Source organism: Chitinophaga sp. LS1, from assembly GCF_034274695.1.
In the GTDB taxonomy this organism is placed as follows: domain Bacteria; phylum Bacteroidota; class Bacteroidia; order Chitinophagales; family Chitinophagaceae; genus Chitinophaga.
On sequence record NZ_CP128362.1, the window covers coordinates 2,803,850 to 2,821,190 of the forward strand.

13 protein-coding genes are annotated in these 17,341 nt (G+C 45.9%); 3 read left to right on the plus strand and 10 right to left on the minus strand.

Going from position 1 to position 17,341, the window contains the following annotated elements; translation table 11 throughout:
- Positions 1-8 precede the first annotated feature (8 nt).
- On the minus strand, positions 9-3,008 hold the full coding sequence (locus QQL36_RS11620) for a lantibiotic dehydratase (protein ID WP_083728751.1): 3,000 nt from the start codon (positions 3,006-3,008) through the stop codon (positions 9-11).
- A gap of 150 nt (positions 3,009-3,158) precedes the next feature.
- On the opposite strand from QQL36_RS11620, the gene QQL36_RS11625 reads away from it, so the two are divergent.
- The 3 genes from QQL36_RS11625 to QQL36_RS11635 all read left to right on the plus strand — a co-directional run bounded on the left by QQL36_RS11625 (position 3,159) and on the right by QQL36_RS11635 (position 5,336).
- Positions 3,159-3,296 (plus strand): class I lanthipeptide, encoded by a 138-nt coding sequence (locus tag QQL36_RS11625; protein WP_321569803.1) that lies wholly within the window; start codon positions 3,159-3,161, stop codon positions 3,294-3,296.
- 233 nt (positions 3,297-3,529) lie between these two features.
- Complete coding sequence (locus tag QQL36_RS11630) at positions 3,530-4,687, plus strand: lanthionine synthetase C family protein (protein WP_321569804.1); 1,158 nt, start codon at positions 3,530-3,532, stop codon at positions 4,685-4,687.
- A gap of 40 nt (positions 4,688-4,727) precedes the next feature.
- A complete protein-coding gene (locus tag QQL36_RS11635; RefSeq protein WP_083728755.1) occupies positions 4,728-5,336 on the plus strand; it encodes a response regulator in 609 nt (202 codons plus the stop codon).
- 97 nt (positions 5,337-5,433) lie between these two features.
- On the opposite strand, the gene QQL36_RS11640 is transcribed toward QQL36_RS11635, so the two are convergent.
- The 9 genes from QQL36_RS11640 to QQL36_RS11680 all read right to left on the minus strand — a co-directional run bounded on the left by QQL36_RS11640 (position 5,434) and on the right by QQL36_RS11680 (position 17,334).
- Positions 5,434-6,549 (minus strand): hypothetical protein, encoded by a 1,116-nt coding sequence (locus tag QQL36_RS11640; RefSeq protein ID WP_143709057.1) that lies wholly within the window; start codon positions 6,547-6,549, stop codon positions 5,434-5,436.
- A 74-nt stretch (positions 6,550-6,623) separates the two neighbouring features.
- On the minus strand, positions 6,624-7,112 hold the full coding sequence (locus tag QQL36_RS11645; protein ID WP_143709058.1) for a hypothetical protein: 489 nt from the start codon (positions 7,110-7,112) through the stop codon (positions 6,624-6,626).
- Positions 7,096-8,382: a condensation domain-containing protein gene (locus QQL36_RS11650; RefSeq protein ID WP_083728761.1), complete on the minus strand. Its 1,287-nt coding sequence runs from the start codon at positions 8,380-8,382 to the stop codon at positions 7,096-7,098. The genes QQL36_RS11645 and QQL36_RS11650 overlap by 17 nt, the downstream gene beginning before the upstream one ends.
- Positions 8,379-9,650 carry a hypothetical protein gene (locus QQL36_RS11655; RefSeq protein WP_321569805.1) on the minus strand — a complete coding sequence of 424 codons (1,272 nt, stop codon included), beginning with the start codon at positions 9,648-9,650 and terminating at the stop codon, positions 8,379-8,381. Before QQL36_RS11655 ends, QQL36_RS11650 begins: the two co-directional genes overlap by 4 nt.
- The gene (locus QQL36_RS11660; RefSeq protein ID WP_321569806.1) at positions 9,647-10,846 is read right to left on the minus strand and encodes a glycosyltransferase; all 1,200 of its coding nucleotides are present in this window, start codon (positions 10,844-10,846) and stop codon (positions 9,647-9,649) included. Before QQL36_RS11660 ends, QQL36_RS11655 begins: the two co-directional genes overlap by 4 nt.
- A 23-nt stretch (positions 10,847-10,869) precedes the next feature.
- Positions 10,870-12,090, minus strand: a complete 1,221-nt coding sequence (locus QQL36_RS11665) for a glycosyltransferase (protein ID WP_083728767.1) — start codon at positions 12,088-12,090, stop codon at positions 10,870-10,872.
- On the minus strand, positions 12,069-12,884 hold the full coding sequence (locus QQL36_RS11670) for an alpha/beta fold hydrolase (protein WP_083728769.1): 816 nt from the start codon (positions 12,882-12,884) through the stop codon (positions 12,069-12,071). The genes QQL36_RS11665 and QQL36_RS11670 overlap by 22 nt, the downstream gene beginning before the upstream one ends.
- Entirely contained in the window at positions 12,875-13,171 is a 297-nt protein-coding gene (locus tag QQL36_RS11675; protein WP_083728771.1) for an acyl carrier protein, read from the minus strand. The genes QQL36_RS11670 and QQL36_RS11675 overlap by 10 nt, the downstream gene beginning before the upstream one ends.
- The gene (locus tag QQL36_RS11680) at positions 13,159-17,334 is read right to left on the minus strand and encodes a beta-ketoacyl synthase N-terminal-like domain-containing protein (RefSeq protein ID WP_321569807.1); all 4,176 of its coding nucleotides are present in this window, start codon (positions 17,332-17,334) and stop codon (positions 13,159-13,161) included. Before QQL36_RS11680 ends, QQL36_RS11675 begins: the two co-directional genes overlap by 13 nt.
- Between the last annotated feature and the right edge of the window lie 7 nt (positions 17,335-17,341).

Genomic DNA, 17,341 nt, shown 5'->3' on the forward strand with positions numbered 1-17,341 from the left:
ACTTTTAGTCAGCCCCGTGCCTTCTTCTGAATCGCCAGTTGCGAGTCATAATATTTACTCAGAAAATGGTACAACACCAGTTCATGCTTGCGCTGCCCTGTTAATAAGATCCTGTTCAAAAACATGTGGATATAACTAGGTAGTAAATCGTCAGCAGCAATATCGGCAGGAATCATCTCCCTGATAAAAGCAGATCGCTCATCAAACAATCCCTCAATGCCATTCTCCACATCCTGTCTGGGATCGAGAAAGCTACTCAACTGCCGCATCTCTTGTCTATACTTACTATTCAATTGTGTTTGTAAATCCTGTGAGCCGCCAAACTCCTGGAAGAAACCTTCCCTGATGGCTTTCATGATACCCGCTCTTCTGGCCAGATCATACCCAAAATCCTGTAATAATACATCTACACCTCTGGCACCTAATAGCCATCTGTAGCGTTCACCTTCTTCACCTTCCAGCTGGCAGATACAATTTAGTACTGCTTTACTATCTGCATGAAACACATGTTCACTGAACTCCATGGTAGCTGCACCATATCTTTCCACCTCTCTCACATAAGTATCTGTCTGTACTTTATAGATTAATTCCTGTTTCTGATACTGGCCCAGCTGTTCATGCAGCAAGTGCAGGATCTGGTGCCAGAAGGTAGGATCACTGTTATTGTGAAACCGTAACCGGATATGATGTTCCGGATCATTGTACCTTATAAAAAACCATTTATCCGCCAGCTGTGCTGCTTCCACCTGTGCAATCAGTGGCGCTACTACAGTAGTCAGCATATCTTCTGTTGTTTTGCTGCCTCCATATAGTTTGATATAGAGCCACTCACTACCTGTGATAAACCTACGTGCAGGCTCAGACCCGTTAGTGTGCAAAGTTGATGCAACCGTTACTTTATTCGCAAAAGGGATAATCAACTCATTCGTAAATCGTCCTGATGCACCCTGAATCCAGCATTGATCCGGCGTTCCAATCACTTCCTGCAACGTGATCTTCTCTTTCTTTTCCAGCATTGTCTGTAGCAGTTTCACACTCACGGCATTCTCCATATCTATGAACAGCTCATTATCGCCTTCCATAATGGTAATGTACCGAGGCAGGTGCAAAGCCTTTATTGCATCTCCCTTTTTCAAATGCCAGGTCGCCTTGCTCAGCACGATTTTTTTATAACTTACCCTCGGTAAAAAAGCCGGTTGTACCGGCAAATGCCATTGCCAGCCAGCCGCCATATGTGATTGCAGATCACAGAGAAAATGATACACCGGCAGACTATTCCGGGCAAAATTATGCGCCGTACTTAGTCTTGGAATCACCCGCTTATTATATCTCTTAGAGCGCAACACGATTTTATTCTGACGCACACTGATCATCAGATCTGTAATCGGAAATTGATTTTCTGCCGGTACACTACCATTACCGAGATACACAATTTCATATGCTCTCAATTGAGGACGCAGCAGGATATTCCCCGTTCTCGCTTCCGGCAAATGCACAACCTCTGCATAAATTACAGCTGGATCCTGTTGTTCTTCCTCCCGTAAACATTCACGAACATGCGCCAATAACTGTGCATCTCCATGACAAAACCGACCTAATAAATTTGCAGAAGAAGGGCCACTGAAACCATTGAACTCAAACAGATAGTCCCCATTATCTATCGCCTCGGCACTACTGCCATGCAGACTTCCCATCAGGTACATACTGGATGGCAATACCACGGGCACCGGGTTTTTCAACGTTTCCAGATCTGCATCTGTCAACTCCAGTGATGATAGCCCCTGTTGCATACAAACATGCAGTTTCTCCAGCTGAAAACTCCGGAACTTACTCCACTGCATATTCGTCTGCTCCTCATTTGTAGTGATGGCCAGGTCATCAATCAATGGAGTATGATCCGACTGACTATGGGCATATCCAATACCCGCCTCATTATCCAACGCTAACGCCAGTGGTATTTCCTGGTCTTCATACCGCTCTCTGAAGCGGTTCATGAAGTTGGTCATATCCGAATTGGTATTCGGTTTCGCCATTTTCCACAACGGCAATACCTGGTCCTGCAAGTCTTTGATTAAGGAAGAACTAATTGTATTCTGTGTAGTTGCCAGAAACAGATCCGTCTGTACCAGGTCTTTACTTTTCGTATCAGGTAATAATTCCTGCACCAAAGCATGGGTACGCAGGTACTTATCCACACCCGCAGCCGAATCTGACAATAATTGTTGAATCTGTTGTAAAGTATGAGCGATCTGCTCCGTACCTGATAATGTGGATAACCGCTTTAATAAGTAAGAAAAGAATTCATCGCCTGTGACTGTCGGTTCTAGTTCACTTACTAATAGCTGATTTACAATCAGCTCATCTATAAACTCACGCGCATCCTCCTCCATAATCTCCTCGTCCACAATCGCTGCACACAATTGATCGATCGTTGCGCCAGCGCCAGCTACGGACAATAGTGTTTCCAGATATGGACTCCTGCTTACCGCCGCCAGTTCGTAGTTTCTGAATTTATTTTTCACCGTAAACCCTGCATACCGGAAAGTATCCGCTACCGGGTAAATAGAATTATTAGGGAAATACCGTAATTGCACCTTTACCTCGGGCAACTGTGTGATCATCGCTGCCAGCTCTGCCACATAGTTCATATCCAGGCGGCAATGTTTCCTATGCTCCTGACCGATTTTAATAGCAGTAACATCCGAAAAGTACCCCGTAGCGCACCCTGCAAACAAGCCATACGGCGTACACCGCGTACTCATTCTTAGCACATACCTATATAGCGCCATACACATTTTCTCACTACCTGTGCCACCCTGCAGCCACTTCATGAGCTCCTGGTACAACTCCGGCGAAGCGATATAAATCGATTCCTGCAAAGTCGGATCCTGGAACAGGGAAAACAATTTGGCAGGTAGTGCCGCCATATCAATTTGCTGAAACTGATCTAAGAACTGTATAGACTGTAAAGGAGTTCGTACTAAATAAAAGTCCTTGACGGTGATCATATAGGATGGGCTAAGTATAGTAAGATAACATTATTGTCTTAGCTGCAAGATACCCTGAAAGGGGGAAATTTTTCCAACTGGACAACAAGTTGTCAAAATCGCCCTGCGACTGAGTATATTCTCTTTATCTTTTAATAAATTCTATTAACCATGAAAAAGCAAACAGCTAAAAAGCTCTCCCTCGGCAAGATCCGCATTGCGAACCTGAAAGCCCGGCAACCTGAAGAAAAAAAGCCCACGCTCGTCACTGGCTGCAGCTTTTTTAAGTGCACGCCAACAGTTCGTTAATCATCCTTAAAAAAGCATCTTATGAAAAAGGAATCCACCAAAAAATTGAACTTAAGCAAAGTGAAAATCGCATCCCTGCAAGGCACCAAAAAGGACAAAGCCGAATCAGGTAGTGCGGTATGCACTCAAAACGCAAGTCATGTACTCTCTATTTGCAGTATTGACTCCTGCAGATATTGAGTATTGGAAAAGGGGCTTGCCATAAAGTGAGCCCCTTTTCGTAGTTTACGGATATGTATCAGAAAAGAGTAACCCATATCCTGAAAGACATAAGTCTGCAGCTAGACCAACTCCTCAAAACAGATCATCAACCCGGATTACTGGGAGGGCACACCGGTTGTGCTTTATTCTACGCCTACTACTACCAACTCACCGGAAAAGAAGAATACCTTGAAAAGGTACATGCGCTTATACTCAGCAGTATCGAAGCGATGTCATCCCATGCGTTGTTGCCTACGCATTGCAATGGCATTGCCGGCGAAGTATGGTGTATTCAACACCTCATGAACCAGGGTTTTGTGGATGGTGATATGGACGAGATCTTCTCTGAAGTAGATGTGCTACTGGGCGACCAGATGATAGCAGACCTGAACAATAAGCGATACGATTTCCTTCACGAAGGGCTGGGTATAGCATTATATTTTCTGGAAAAAGAAACGCCAGACCCACGGTTATCAGAAATCGCAATAGCATTAGCAAATACTGCCACTCATCTCCCAAACGGCATTACCTGGGAAGATCATTTTTCCAGGCAAACAGTACCTTCTTTGCCTGATGAGCCTTGTTACAATTTGGGTATGGCCCATGGTATGCCTGCCATTGTTGGTATATTATCAAGGATAAAGGCAAAAGGTATTGATGCCGGTAATCTGGTAGAAAAGAGTCTGGACTGGCTACTGTCAGTGAGTAATCCCCCCGGTTCTCCCTCACGATATCCAACGCTTGTGAACAACGCAGGAACCGCACTTACTGCCAGCCATAGCCGTATGGGCTGGTGTTATGGCGATCTGCCGGTTGCCATGACGCTGCTGTATGGCGGATACACCAACCCGGCATACGAAATACTGGCCCACAGCGTACAAAACAGGGATGTTCAGAACGGCATCGTGCACGACACCTGCATCTGTCATGGGAGTGCGGGCATCGCCCATATCTTCAACCGAGCTTACCGTGAAACAGGGGAAAAACTCTTTCAGCAGGGAGCCGAAAAATGGTTACAACATACGATTGATATATATGATAGTCCTGCCGGTATAGGATTTTATGGTGATGGAAAATATGAAATAAAGGAAGGTGTACTGGAAGGTGTCGCCGGAGTAGGTTTGGCGCTGATTGCCGCACTGGATATGGATACGGAGCCTGCCTGGGACAGGTGTATCCTGCTTTCTTAAAGACCCGGTTTTTTGGTAAATTACATATAATTGAAAACCCATGATCCGCCTGTATTTTGTGGATAATCATCCATTGATCCTGGAAGGGCTGCGTGCATTGCTAAAGGGCGCACCCGACATCACCGTTGCCGGACAAGCCCGCAATGGTGCCTCCTGCCTGTCATTCGTTTCAGCACATGCTATTGATTTAATTCTTACAGATGTATGTCTGCCTGATATTGATGGGGTGGATTTGTGTGCGGCTATAAAAGTAACGCATCCTTCCATAAAGCTATTGGCATTAAGCTCCTGTCGGGATGTGAAATATATAACTGAGATGATGGCCCATGGAGCGAGTGGGTATGTGATGAAAGATGCGGATAGGGAAGAATTGCTGGAAGCGATTCATACGGTGTATAATGGGGGAACCTATTTCTCGCCGGGAGTGAGTCAGTTGTTAGGGGAAGGGAAAAAGCATCACCTGACAAGGCGGGAAAAAGAAATCCTATCATTAATTGCCGAAGGCAATACAAATCCTGAAATAGCGGAGAAGTTGTTCATTAGTGCAGATACAGTAAATAGCCACAGGAAGAACTTGCTGGCAAAACTGGAAGTAAAGAACACCGCCATGCTAATAAAATATGCAGTAGATAATCACCTGCTGGTATAGGGGCCATCGGCGCCTACAGGCGTCGATATACCCTTTATAAATAGGAAAAGCGTTTGCCAAAGGCAAACGCTTTTCCTATTTATAAAAACGCTTAAACTCAATTACTCTTAAACTCTATCTTATCCACCACTACCTCCAACTTCTTCAACACCCCCATATCCGTCTTCACCTTCTTATCGCCCGTCACCTTATCATACATATTCGGATCACCGGAATTATTCGCCTTAAACAACACTAACACTCCTTTGCCCGCAATTTGTCCACCTTCCCAGCTATTCACAATCCCACCATCTGTCCACTCAAAACCATTGATCTTGAAATCACGGCCATTCACCTTCACCACCTTATCCAAAGGATCACCTACTTTAATTCCAAATGGAGATTTCCACTTAGCATGTGGCTTTGTAAAAGTAATAGTCGGACTCTTATCACCATCAAATATCACCTGCATTTCATTGTCCGTATCAGGGAATACGAAATATGCATTACCCGCATCATTGCCTGCCAGGTCAGTAGTACCACGATACACTACATTCTCTTTCCCATACAGGTTTTCCAGTTCCTGAGGGGTACGCAGTTTGAAAAGTGTACGTACATCCCAGTTATAATCTTCTCCACCTGCAGCAGCAGTAGCTGCAGTAGAATCACCTGGTTCTGCAACACCCGCAGATGCCGCTGTAGGGGTATTATCATTTTCATGAGATACAGTCGTAGCTTCCTCTTCAGAAGAAACCTTCCTGGCAGTCGCTGGTTTCTTAGCTGGAATAGGCTGTGGTGTTGCTGCAGCTACCGGCATTGCACCCATCTTTATAATAGTCGCTTTCTCTTCAATCAATGTCTTACTTTCATTCTTATACTTATTCACTGTATAAGTCGCCAGTGGAAACACGCTGCCACTCAGCACCCCCATCTCACGGAAATACGCAATCAGGGTCTGACGGTTACAGTCATTATACTGGAACAAAAACTTCAGGGATTCATCCAATGCCGCCGGATCACTTTTCAGATCGGTCATGGTCTTATCAATATCCAACCCGCCGGTCCCGCTCTTGGAAAGCTGGTCGGCAATGAAAAGCTCGGCCTGATGATTCTTTTGCTGATAGCGTTCTGCTACCCTATTGGAAAAGTCTTCTGCTATATTAGCGGAAAGTTTTGTCTGTGCGCTCAGTGCTATGGGGAGCAGGAGCATGAAAAATGCTAGAAACCTTTTCATCCATGTGAATTTAATGATAGCGACGCTCGTTATCGGGTTAATAACGGGCATCACAGTCACTAAATTATGTAATATTACGCAGACGGCAGTTTTTTCACTACATATAGCGGCAACCAGGTAAACAGGATCGCCAATCCACCTGCTATCACCCCTGAAATAATCGCCAGCCAGGTTCCCTCAAAACTATACCCTGCTGGCATACTCACATGGATGATCCACATAGCCCCCGTAACCACAATTACCGTAGCCAAAGCATTGACACCAGCCATTCTTAGCATAAATGACAACTTTGAATTGTGAGAAGGCAACATAAATGCCAACCCCTCTTTCTCCAAAAGCGTAAAGTATTTCTTTAATATGTCGAACGTAATCCCAAATGGCAGAAAGATCGCCATGGGAATCAGAAAACGCGCCATGGAATGCGCTCCCCTGAATAAACTGACCGCATGCCTGTCGTCGAACCCAAAGTAGGGTACAACGGCATTGATCAGCAGGTTGGTTATGAAATAAATATATAATTGTTTACGTGTGAAGGTCTTTAGCAATTTATCCCTTGACCCCATAAGTTTGTTTTATACGGCTTTTCTCCTGAAGGATACTGATCGCCTTCATTTGTATCGCCCGGGCATCACTTTCAGGTAGGAAAGCCTCGTTGGAAATAAATGTAAAATCAAGCAGCCCTTTGTAGGTAGAAGCCACCAATGTATTCGGATTGCGCCAGGGAAAACCGGCACTCGGACTATACACCGTTTCCAGCTCGAAAGTCTCAAAACTCTCCGGTAGGTGTAATTTTCCCATATTTGATAAGGTCACATCATGCGTACCATCTGTCGTTTTCAAAAATGTCACCATCCTGGGCAGGGAACTATGAAAATGCTCCCCCATGTATAATAACTCGTGGATATTGATCTTGTCAATCTTCGCCATCAGGTCATTCTTAAAACTCCGGGTCTTGGACCAGAAATCGTTCAGGGCACTGGTATCCGCAGATAATTCTACAATAGGTGCAAATGCAAACAGTTCATCCTGCGCGATCTCAGGTACAAATCTCCTGATATCTACCGGGCAAATGAGCTTATTATGCGCCTGCGATGTTCTCACCTGCCTAAAGGCTTCCAGAAAAGCCACTGAAATGGCCGCAAAAAGAGAAGTCCCTTCCTCCTTACACCGGTATACCAGCGTATTACTCAACTCCTGGCTCAGTTTCCAGTTTAATAAATACCCCCTGCTGGTCACCGGCTTTAATCCCCGCGTTTTCAACCACAATACCAATCCCGCTATCTTCCCAATCACGCTGGCCCGGAGTTTGAATTTTTTATTATCCAACAGCGATAAAGGCAATAACTCAGATATATGCTCAAAAGAAGGATAAGGCGGCAGATCCAACAAAGGATTATCCAACCCCATCAGCAACTCCCGCAACAATGTCAGAATAGAACTCCCGTCACAAATACAATGTGGACAAACCAGCAATAATTCCGAAACCATATCCGATTTCAGCCAAACCACCCTTGCCAGTGGCCCCTTAGTGACCTCGAACGGCCGGTACCACTCATCCACACTCACCTGTTGCCAGTCCTCGTTTGTATAACGTTCACGTATATCAATAGGAATCGGCGCGATCTGCGTATCTGTTACATAATAAGGCGCTCCTTTTTCATCTTCTCTGATCACCACTCTCAATAGCGGATGTTTTAGCTGCAACTTCAGCAGGGCCTGTTCCAGCCTTTCCTGATTGATCTGCCCTTTGATTTTTACGGGAAATATACAATTCACAGGTGCCTCAGAGGATACATACATCACCCTCTCTCCAACAGTTAATTTTCTGTTCATATGGTTAAAATTGGTGTGGTGCTGGGTAGTACTTCTTTTAATATCTTGAGGAGAGCGTCTTTAATAGCCCGGGCATCGTCCAGTGCTAAAAAGTCATCATTGGAAATAAATGTGAAATCCATCTGCCCTTTATATGTACAGGTCAATACTGTATTCGGATTAGCAAAAGGACCGATCACGGCGGGACTAAATACTGTTTCGATATCAAAGGTTCGCCAGTGCTCATCAATATCCAGTTGTCCCATGTTGGAAAACATCAGGTTATAATTGAGTTTGCCATACGTCAGGAATTTGATCATGTGTGGAATAGCGGAATGTGCATATTCCAGGGCATGTACCATAGAAGTGTCCAGTCTTTTCTGTTTGTCAGTAGCGATGGGCTGTAACAGCTGCACCCTTGTCCAGAAAGGCCGGGTATGTTCATCCGGAATTTCCAGTGTAATGGAAAGACCTACGGAGAAGATGGAATCTTTGGTAATAGCCGGTACATACTTCCGGATATCTACGGGACAGGTCACCTTAGCAGCACCCTGTTCTCCCTTTACTTTTCTGAAAGCACTGGCCAGTGCTACACAGAGGGCGGTATTCACGGTAACACCCATGGCCTTACACTGACGTACCAGTGCGGATGTCATGCCCTCATCCAGTTTCCAGTGTAACAGGTAGTCCTTTTCACGGTTGGTTTTTGACTTCCCTTTTGTGGAAACCAGCGCGGCCAGGAGTTGAGAACCATATTTAACAATGCCGCCTACTAACTTTGCTTTCATTAATGGCCACCCTGCACGTTGCGCTGCAGGAATAATATCTTCAATTGTCAATAAAGAGCGATGCATGCCAATATCCTTTGAAGGGTTATCCAGCAGGGCGATGATTTCCTTCATCAATGCCCACCGGCCCCCGCCATCACAAAGACAATGATGCAGCGAGAGCACCAGGTCTGAATAATGCAGTGTTCTGATCCAGGTCACTCTTGCCAGTGGTGCGGTAGTCGTGTCAAAAGGCTGGGCCAGTTCTGCTAAAGTGACAGTGATCCAATCAGTGCTATGAACGATCTTCAAAGGAATGGTACCAGGTTGTTCCTGCACCACATAGTGGTCATCGATAATGTTTGCCCTGAGCAAAGGATGTTTGGCCTGAATACAAGCCAGTGCATGTACCAGGTTCTCTTCTGAGATTGACCCTTTGATACGGATAGCAGATACGACATTGAAAGGTGTGTTGCCATCTCCCAACATCAGCCTTTCGGGAAAGAGTAATTTTCTTTTCATGCAGTTAACCTTGCTTTAGTGCGTTGTGCAAAAGTTTCTAATAGCTCTACCGCTTTATCGTTTCCTCCAGCCTGTATAAATGTATCTCTGATGTGCTGTGCGCCCTTTCTGTATTTTTCATTTTGTAAAACTTCCCACATAGAATCCCGCAGATCGCTGACCCGTAGCCGCTTGTAGCGCAGCTTGATACCACACCCTGCATTTTCAATGAGTGATGCAGTGTGGAAATGATCGTATGCGATGGGAGTGATGAGCATAGGTAACCCATTCAGGAAAGCATCGTTCACCGTGTTGAAACCACCATGACAGATTACCGCATCCATATGCGGCATCAGTTGTGTCTGTGGTACATAGCCCTGTACAATGAAGTTGTCCGGCCAGGTTTCAAAAATCCCCGGATCAGTCGCTGCAACGATGGTCAATGGTTCATTGGCAAATGCTTCTATCAGTTTGCCAAAAAATTCCTTTCTGATATCTACCAATAATGTACCTAACGACACGAATACCTTTGGTCCGATGGCTCTTGATAAACGATCCCAGTCGAACGGTGTATTATTCGGTCTGCCCTTTACAGGTCCAACAAAACGCATGTGTGGCAAAGGTTCCTTACACCCTGAAAACTCTTCAGAAGTAAATACAATATTCATCTCTCTTGAATGAATGGCAAACTCGCCTGAGTAAATGCCCATCTCATGATGCAGGCCTTGGATCAGGTTCTGCTGCCATTCGAAGATCTTGGGTGACTGCATACTATCTGCTGTCACATCAGGAGGTACAGGTGTAGTCGTTACGCAGGGAATATCTTTTTGATGAGCACAGATGGCACCTGCAAAAGTGATGCAATCACTTACAATCACATCCGGCTGAAACTCATCAGCTACCCTGTTTACACCATTGATCATAATACGGCAGAAGGGGAGGTAAGTCTCTTCCAGAGCCAGTTTCAGGGTCTCTACCCCAGATAGTTTCGGACCTTCGTCCTGCTTTTGTAAAATATGATGGATAGCAGTCTGGTATTCCGCCAGCTCTGCATGTGGTACGATGAATTTTCCTCCTGCAGGAATATGCTCAGGAGCCAGTTCTTTCAAGCCTACCCATATCACTTCATGTCCCTTCGCAATCAGGCTGCTGCCTACACTGAGGGTGGGACTGATATGCCCGAAGAAGGGCGGTACTACAAACATGAATTTAGACATAGGATAGTGGTTTTTAAGATAGATTAATAAACTTTGTTGCGGTAAAATGCCTGGTTCATCGTCATACCATAAGGGGGAACGACAGGCGCCAGGTCTTCCAGCAGATCGGCTGCTGTAGCGGCGCCACCAGAACGTTCAAATGAATCCCGGATACGTTGTGCGGCTTGTTTATACGCCGGGTTTTTCAGGATCTCGAATACAGCTTCACGAAGATGTGGTGCCTTGAAACGTTTAAAGTTCAGCCGTACACCACTCTCTGCCTGTGTGACCTGACCTGCTACATGCGATTGATCATAAGCAATAGGAATCACAACCAGTGGCAATCCATGCGAAAGTGTTTCGCACACGGTATTATGACCTCCATGGCAAACCACGGCATCCAGGTGTGGCAACAGATCCAGCTGTGGTACGCGGTCCTGCACAATAAAATTAGAAGGCCAGCTCTCAAAGAGACTTTCATCTGATACGACTATTACTGTCACTGTCTCGTTGTTAAAAGCATCAATGACCTTTCCAAAGAATTCTTTTTTATAGGCGTGATCGAATGTCGTGCCTATCGAGACCAGTATCCTTGGATGGGCACCCATCTGCGACAGTTGTTCCCAGTTAAAAGGGGGTACAGTATGCCGGTTATTGAACACGGGGCCGATGAACTTGTAATGCTCCGGTGTGTCCATATAACCGAAGAAATCTTTTGAAGTATATACCAATGTGAGTTTTTCAGAAAGTACAACGGCGGTATTCCCTGGTACGCCGAGTTCCTGTTGTAGTCCTACGATCTGTTTTACTTCCCAATCGTGTACACCGGGCAGGTCTTCAACCATCTTGATCGCTGCTGGTGCAGTCACGGAAGTAGCGTAAGGCATATTCCTGTTGTAAGCCGCAATGGCACCGGCAAATAGCTGGTGGTCATTGATCACTACATCAGGTTTGAAGCTATCCAGGATGGTATTGATGCCATCGTACATAAATCTGTTCAGGGGTATCAGTACCTCTTCGTAAAGGAACTTGATACTTTCAATGCCGGATACATTCTTTTTATGGATCTGTTCCAGGTAGTCTTCGCTATCGTCGTTATACTCGGCGAGCAGCAGCTGACCACCGGCTGGTAATCTATTGCCCAGTGCGGGGTCCAGGGTGATCCAGCCTACTTCGTGCCCTCTTTTCAATAATTCAGCACCGAGGCTCAATGTTGGGTTCACATGCCCATGTAAGGGAGGAACTATAAACGCAAACCTTGCCATATTCTATTATTGATTTGTCTGAATTTGCTCTGCCATCCTTCGAAGAAGTCTTTTAATCGTAATGCCGTTTCTTCCGGCTGTTGTAGCGGCAGATTATGATCCCCGTTCAGTAAAGCGAGCTTGGAACGGGTGAGTCTGTCATATAAAGTTTGTCCGGAGGGTACGCAGTCAGAGTCTTTGCCATAGAGCAATAACGTATCCTGTTTGATATACCCGATCTCTTTGCCTGAGAAGAAGCCACGTTCTTTGCGCAGGTCAGCTTTGATGGATGTTTCATTGAACAGGTATTCGTACATGCGATGGTTTTTTTCCAGCTGTCGCTTGCCCATCTTAAACTTTGTGGTGTCAGTAAAGTTGTTGATGTAGTCGATCAGAAACTCTTTGCTGTACATATCGATGATGCCCAGTCTTTCATTTTCGCCCGGATCAGGCGCTTCGATGACCGCAAGTTTCCTGACCCTACCGGGGAACCGGCTCGCCATGCGCAGGGCTACCAGTCCGCCGAAGCTATAACCTACCAGGTGTACCGCTTTGAGTTCTAAGGTTTCCATCAGGGCTAACAGATCGTCGGTGAGGGCGTTCAGGTCATAACCATCTTTCTCCTTACCGCTCATGCCATGACTCTTCAGGTCATACATGACTACATGAAATTGTTTGGCCAGAATTGGGGCAATGTTGAAATAGTAAACGGACAGATTGCTGAACATTCCATGGATCAGCAAAATGGTTTCCTTTGCACCTTTGTTCATTTCCTGTACATGAACGGAGGTGTGATTGATTTTGATTACTGGCATTGTTCAATGTATTTTATAATGTCACCCAGACTGAGATTGATCAGCTGGTCGAGGTCCATGTTGGAGAGCCATCCTGTAAAGTCTACATGTTCGCCAAAGTGACTCTTCACTTTCTCTGAAAAGGACACGATCTCGATACTGTCCATTTCCAGGTCCCGTGTAAAAGAGCTTTCTTTGGTGATGTCCATATCTTCTACGAACTCTTCTCCGATTACCTCAGTTATGAATTGTTTCAGCAAGGCGAAGATCTCTTCGCTGTTCAGTTTGTGTGCAGCTATAGCGTCCATCCGATTATAAAATTGTTGTGTTTAATTGTCTTAATGTTGATATCGTTAATAGTCAGTTCATCACCAGTGATAGTGGTAATGGTATATCCTTTTGGATTGCCCTGGAGCCCTTTGCCCAGGTATTTGCCATAGGCTTCTTTGGCGACCCAGGCACGAATGATCCATTCATCGCGGTTCTCAGGGGGCAACAGCTCCAGTTCTGTAACACTGAACACCAGTTCACAAAAGCCTTCGCTCTGTGGTTTTATCTCTTCTATGTCAATGCCTACGGTTTGGTGATAACGGGCAATCGCCACGGCTTCCATGCCTTTGTGTGCGATACTCAGTTGAATACCTTCCACACCTGCTACATAAGGTGCACCGGCAGCATTGTTTTTGATTTCAAATTCTATCGGGAAGCAATGGTGTTGTAACACCGCCCGCACAGCGTCTTTGGCGGCCACGCGACTGATGATCCGTTCTTTACGCTTCATGGGCATCAACCCTTTTACAAATGCTTTTTCTGCCTGGTTCAGGTAGCGCTTCTGAATAAAATCCCATGATACCACACGCTGGTAAGCATTGTTGAAAGTGAATACACCCGGTGCAATCTCTTTCGCCAGCTTATTTTGTAAAGGCGCCATGGAGATCTGCCAGAGGGCTTCATCAATTTCAAGCCTTCTGTTTTGCCAACCGGTAACGATGGCCCAGATCTGTCCTGCTTTTTTAATGACAAAATCAGCAGTCGCAAATTCGTCATTCAGTTCAGTGAGCTGACACGTGCATTCAAAGCTGCCGGATTGATCCTGCATATCACCATAGAAAGCGATTTCATGGATCTTTACGGGAAATGCGATCCTGTCTTTCGTTAAGATCAGCTGTAACCACAGTCCGAACAACTGGCCGGCGTTGTCTAATAAGGATCCTTTGCCCGTGCTGCTTTCGATGATGCCGGTGATACCTTTTTCTCCCATGTGCACAATCTTCCTGATACCCTGATAACCGGGGCCATGGAACATGTGCCGCTCGTATATTTGCTCAGGTGTTTTGTACAATTCACTGCCTAATGAGGGGCCAATGGAAAAATCCCTTGCAGGTGGTACCGGATATTGTTTAGTCAGTTGCACACTGGCATTGGCATAATTTGGAAGGTCCATGTGCACAGTGTCATTCCCTTCCCACTTACCGGTAATGGTTTCTTTGAAAGGAGAGGACACGTTCATCCATTGGAACACCTGTATGTTGTAAATGCGTTTTACAGCCCTATTCTGTCCGTTTGCACGGGCCACGTCACCAAATAGCTCAAAGATCATCGTCATGGGTATAACGGGGTCCATATCCTCTTTAATGGGCCATCCGGGTTTTTGTTTTACCAATGCGTGGTCGATGAGGTAAGGCGTGTTTTCCAGGGAAATATTGAGTGTATGAGAAATGGGTTGTACAGTGATCGGGTCATTGAATAGTGCAATGATTTCATCCTGGATAGCCGTGATCTCATCTACATTTTGGAGAAATGCCTGTAAAACAGGTTTTCGAACGGTGGCAAATGCCGGCTTCATAGCAGGAGCAGGAAGAGATAATCCCTTTAAACTATCCAGTTCTTTAATAAACGGTGAGCCTAATTGCAAAGGCATACCCGATTTGCCTTTCGGCGAAATCCCTAAAAATGCCAGATTTACCGCTTTCCCCTCCACAAACAATGCAGCCATTACTCGTTGTAACTGATCCAAACCACCGCGTGTAGGTACATTCGCAGCGATCGCACTATATGATTTACCTTTTAATGTATCGTCTACAAATCCAATCAAACCACCTGCACCCGCCTGAATAAACACGCGTACATTTTCTTCCTCGTATAATTTCCGGGTCAGTTCACGGAAGCGTACCGGTTTGATCAAATGCTCCACACTCAAATCCCTGATAGCCTCATACGTATCCGGATACAGATCCAGCGTAGTAGCGGACCAGAACGGAATCTCAGGTTTCAACCACTGTATCTTGCTGATACCTGCGAGTAATACATCTGTTTTCTTCGCTACAAAAGGAGAGTGGAAGCCAGACTGGAAAGGCAGTACCTGATAGAAGATCTGCTTTACTTTCAGTATCTCAATGAAGTCTGCAACAGCAGCATCCGTACCACAAAGAATCGCTTGCTGCGGACAGTTGTCCATGGATAGATAGATGTCTTTCTTCCCTTCCAGTAAAGGAAGCAGCTGATCATATCCAATACCGGTTACCAGAAATTTCGCATTTTCTGTTTCTAATGCCTGTGGGTTCAGGTCCTGTAATATTTCAAGAATAGAAGCTTCCGTAGCCATGCCCGCAGAGCGGCCAGCCAGCCATTCACCCATACTATGTCCTGCATTCAGGTCAGGACGAATACCCATTTGTTTGAGGGCTGTATCGATAATACGGCTCCTTTCCAGCAGGGTAATAGCAGAATCATATACGCTGTCTTTATTGCTCTCAGCACCGGGTAAATTAAAGTGAGCTGCTACGCTATCTACTTCTCCGCCCCCCAATCCATCCAGACCTGCGAAAAGGAAGGCTACCTTTCCACCTTTGGAAATCAACGGCTCATTGGTAAACCAGATGTCCTGTTTATTTCTCCACGGCGTATTCCTGCCTACAATTTTTACGGCTTTTTTGATTCGTTCCGGCGAAGGATCAAACAATGCAATGCGGTAATCACCCTGTCCCGGATCGGTTTCTTTATTCTCCAATGCACGGATCAATGCATCTCCACTATTCCTTGCCAGCAGTAATACATCTGCTTTCAGCGAAGGCGTGATACCATTGAAGACGCCTTTAGGTAAGCCATTAAAGCCTTCCACCACCAGGTGTGCATTGATGCCACCAAACCCAAATGCATTCACCCCTGCTCTTAATGGCAAGCCTGTCGCCTGCCAGTCGGTCGCTTCCTGTACGGGTGCAAACCGGGTGTCCTGCATAGCTGCTATCGGTTCTTCACAATGCAGGGTAGGAGGCAGGGTGTTGTGATACAATGCCAGCGCTGTCTTGATCAAACCTGCCATACCAGCTGCCGGCATCGCATGACCAATCATCGATTTCACAGAACCAATACCTGCTTTATGTGCATGTTGACCAAACACCTGTGCCAGTGTTTCGAGTTCTGTTTTATCACCTAATGGCGTACCTGTGCCATGTGCTTCGATATATCCGATTTCATCCAGAGAAACTCCGGCTTTTTGCCATGCCTGCCTGATCGCAACCGCTTGCCCTTTTACAGCAGGACTCATTACACTGGTACCGGCACCATCGCTGGATATGCCACTACCTTTGATAACAGCATAGATGCGGTCATTATCAGAAATGGCGTCATCTAATCTTTTCAGCACGACAAAACCACATCCTTCTCCTATCAGCAAACCATCGGCCTGTTGATCAAAAGGTCTTATCTGCTGTCTTCTTGAAAGCGCCCCCAGTTGCGTGAAGATGCTCCAGAATGGCGCATTCTGCGATACATGTACCCCACCGGCAATGATCATATCTGCTCTGCCGGTGCTGAGTTCCTGTAGGCCATGATCTACTGCCAGCAGTGAACTGGCGCAGGCGGCATCCAGTGTATAAGCTACACCACCCAGGTTCAAACGATTCGCTACCAAAGAAGCCACAAGATTAGGAATCAATCCCATGGCTGTATCCGGACCAAAGCGACCTTTTTTCTGCTGGAACTCTTTCTTTACCTTTTCAAGATCAGCACCTGATAAATGTGGTAATAAAGTTTGCAGGAGTTGTACAATCTGCTCACCTGTACGCACTATTTCAATCGCTCTGGTAGCACCGGGACCGGGATAATTCCCTTTCCCGATAATGATACCTGTTTTCTCCAGCGGGATTTGCTTATCCAATATGCCTGCATCCTGCAATGCTTGTTGGGCAAGGGCCAGCGTAAGTAACTGCTCTGGTTCTGTACCCTCTACCGCCAGTGGCAATATGCCAAAACGAATGGGATCGAAGGTGGCAAATTCATCGATGAACCCACCCTTGCGACAATAAAAACGGTCTACCGCTATCGTCTCCGTATCAAAGAAGGTGGCGTCCAGCCTGTTTTCAGGCACCGCCTGTATTGCGTCTTTTTTCTGTATAATGTTCTGCCAGAAAGCCTGGATATTGCCCGCACCGGGGAAGATACCGGACATCCCTATGATTGCTACATTCATATCTGCG

What these genes read in the sequence shown, in the direction of transcription:
- QQL36_RS11680 (WP_321569807.1), bottom strand. Translation starts at nt 17,334, where the DNA reads ATGAATGTAGCAATCATAGGGATGTCCGGTATCTTCCCCGGTGCGGGC.
- QQL36_RS11660 (WP_321569806.1), bottom strand. Translation starts at nt 10,846, where the DNA reads ATGTCTAAATTCATGTTTGTAGTACCGCCCTTCTTCGGGCATATCAGT.
- QQL36_RS11640 (WP_143709057.1), bottom strand. Translation starts at nt 6,549, where the DNA reads ATGAAAAGGTTTCTAGCATTTTTCATGCTCCTGCTCCCCATAGCACTG.
- QQL36_RS11655 (WP_321569805.1), bottom strand. Translation starts at nt 9,650, where the DNA reads ATGAAAAGAAAATTACTCTTTCCCGAAAGGCTGATGTTGGGAGATGGC.
- QQL36_RS11645 (WP_143709058.1), bottom strand. Translation starts at nt 7,112, where the DNA reads ATGGGGTCAAGGGATAAATTGCTAAAGACCTTCACACGTAAACAATTA.
- QQL36_RS11675 (WP_083728771.1), bottom strand. Translation starts at nt 13,171, where the DNA reads ATGGACGCTATAGCTGCACACAAACTGAACAGCGAAGAGATCTTCGCC.
- QQL36_RS11665 (WP_083728767.1), bottom strand. Translation starts at nt 12,090, where the DNA reads ATGGCAAGGTTTGCGTTTATAGTTCCTCCCTTACATGGGCATGTGAAC.
- QQL36_RS11635 (WP_083728755.1), top strand. Translation starts at nt 4,728, where the DNA reads ATGATCCGCCTGTATTTTGTGGATAATCATCCATTGATCCTGGAAGGG.
- QQL36_RS11650 (WP_083728761.1), bottom strand. Translation starts at nt 8,382, where the DNA reads ATGAACAGAAAATTAACTGTTGGAGAGAGGGTGATGTATGTATCCTCT.
- QQL36_RS11630 (WP_321569804.1), top strand. Translation starts at nt 3,530, where the DNA reads ATGTATCAGAAAAGAGTAACCCATATCCTGAAAGACATAAGTCTGCAG.
- QQL36_RS11670 (WP_083728769.1), bottom strand. Translation starts at nt 12,884, where the DNA reads ATGCCAGTAATCAAAATCAATCACACCTCCGTTCATGTACAGGAAATG.
- QQL36_RS11620 (WP_083728751.1), bottom strand. Translation starts at nt 3,008, where the DNA reads ATGATCACCGTCAAGGACTTTTATTTAGTACGAACTCCTTTACAGTCT.
- QQL36_RS11625 (WP_321569803.1), top strand. Translation starts at nt 3,159, where the DNA reads ATGAAAAAGCAAACAGCTAAAAAGCTCTCCCTCGGCAAGATCCGCATT.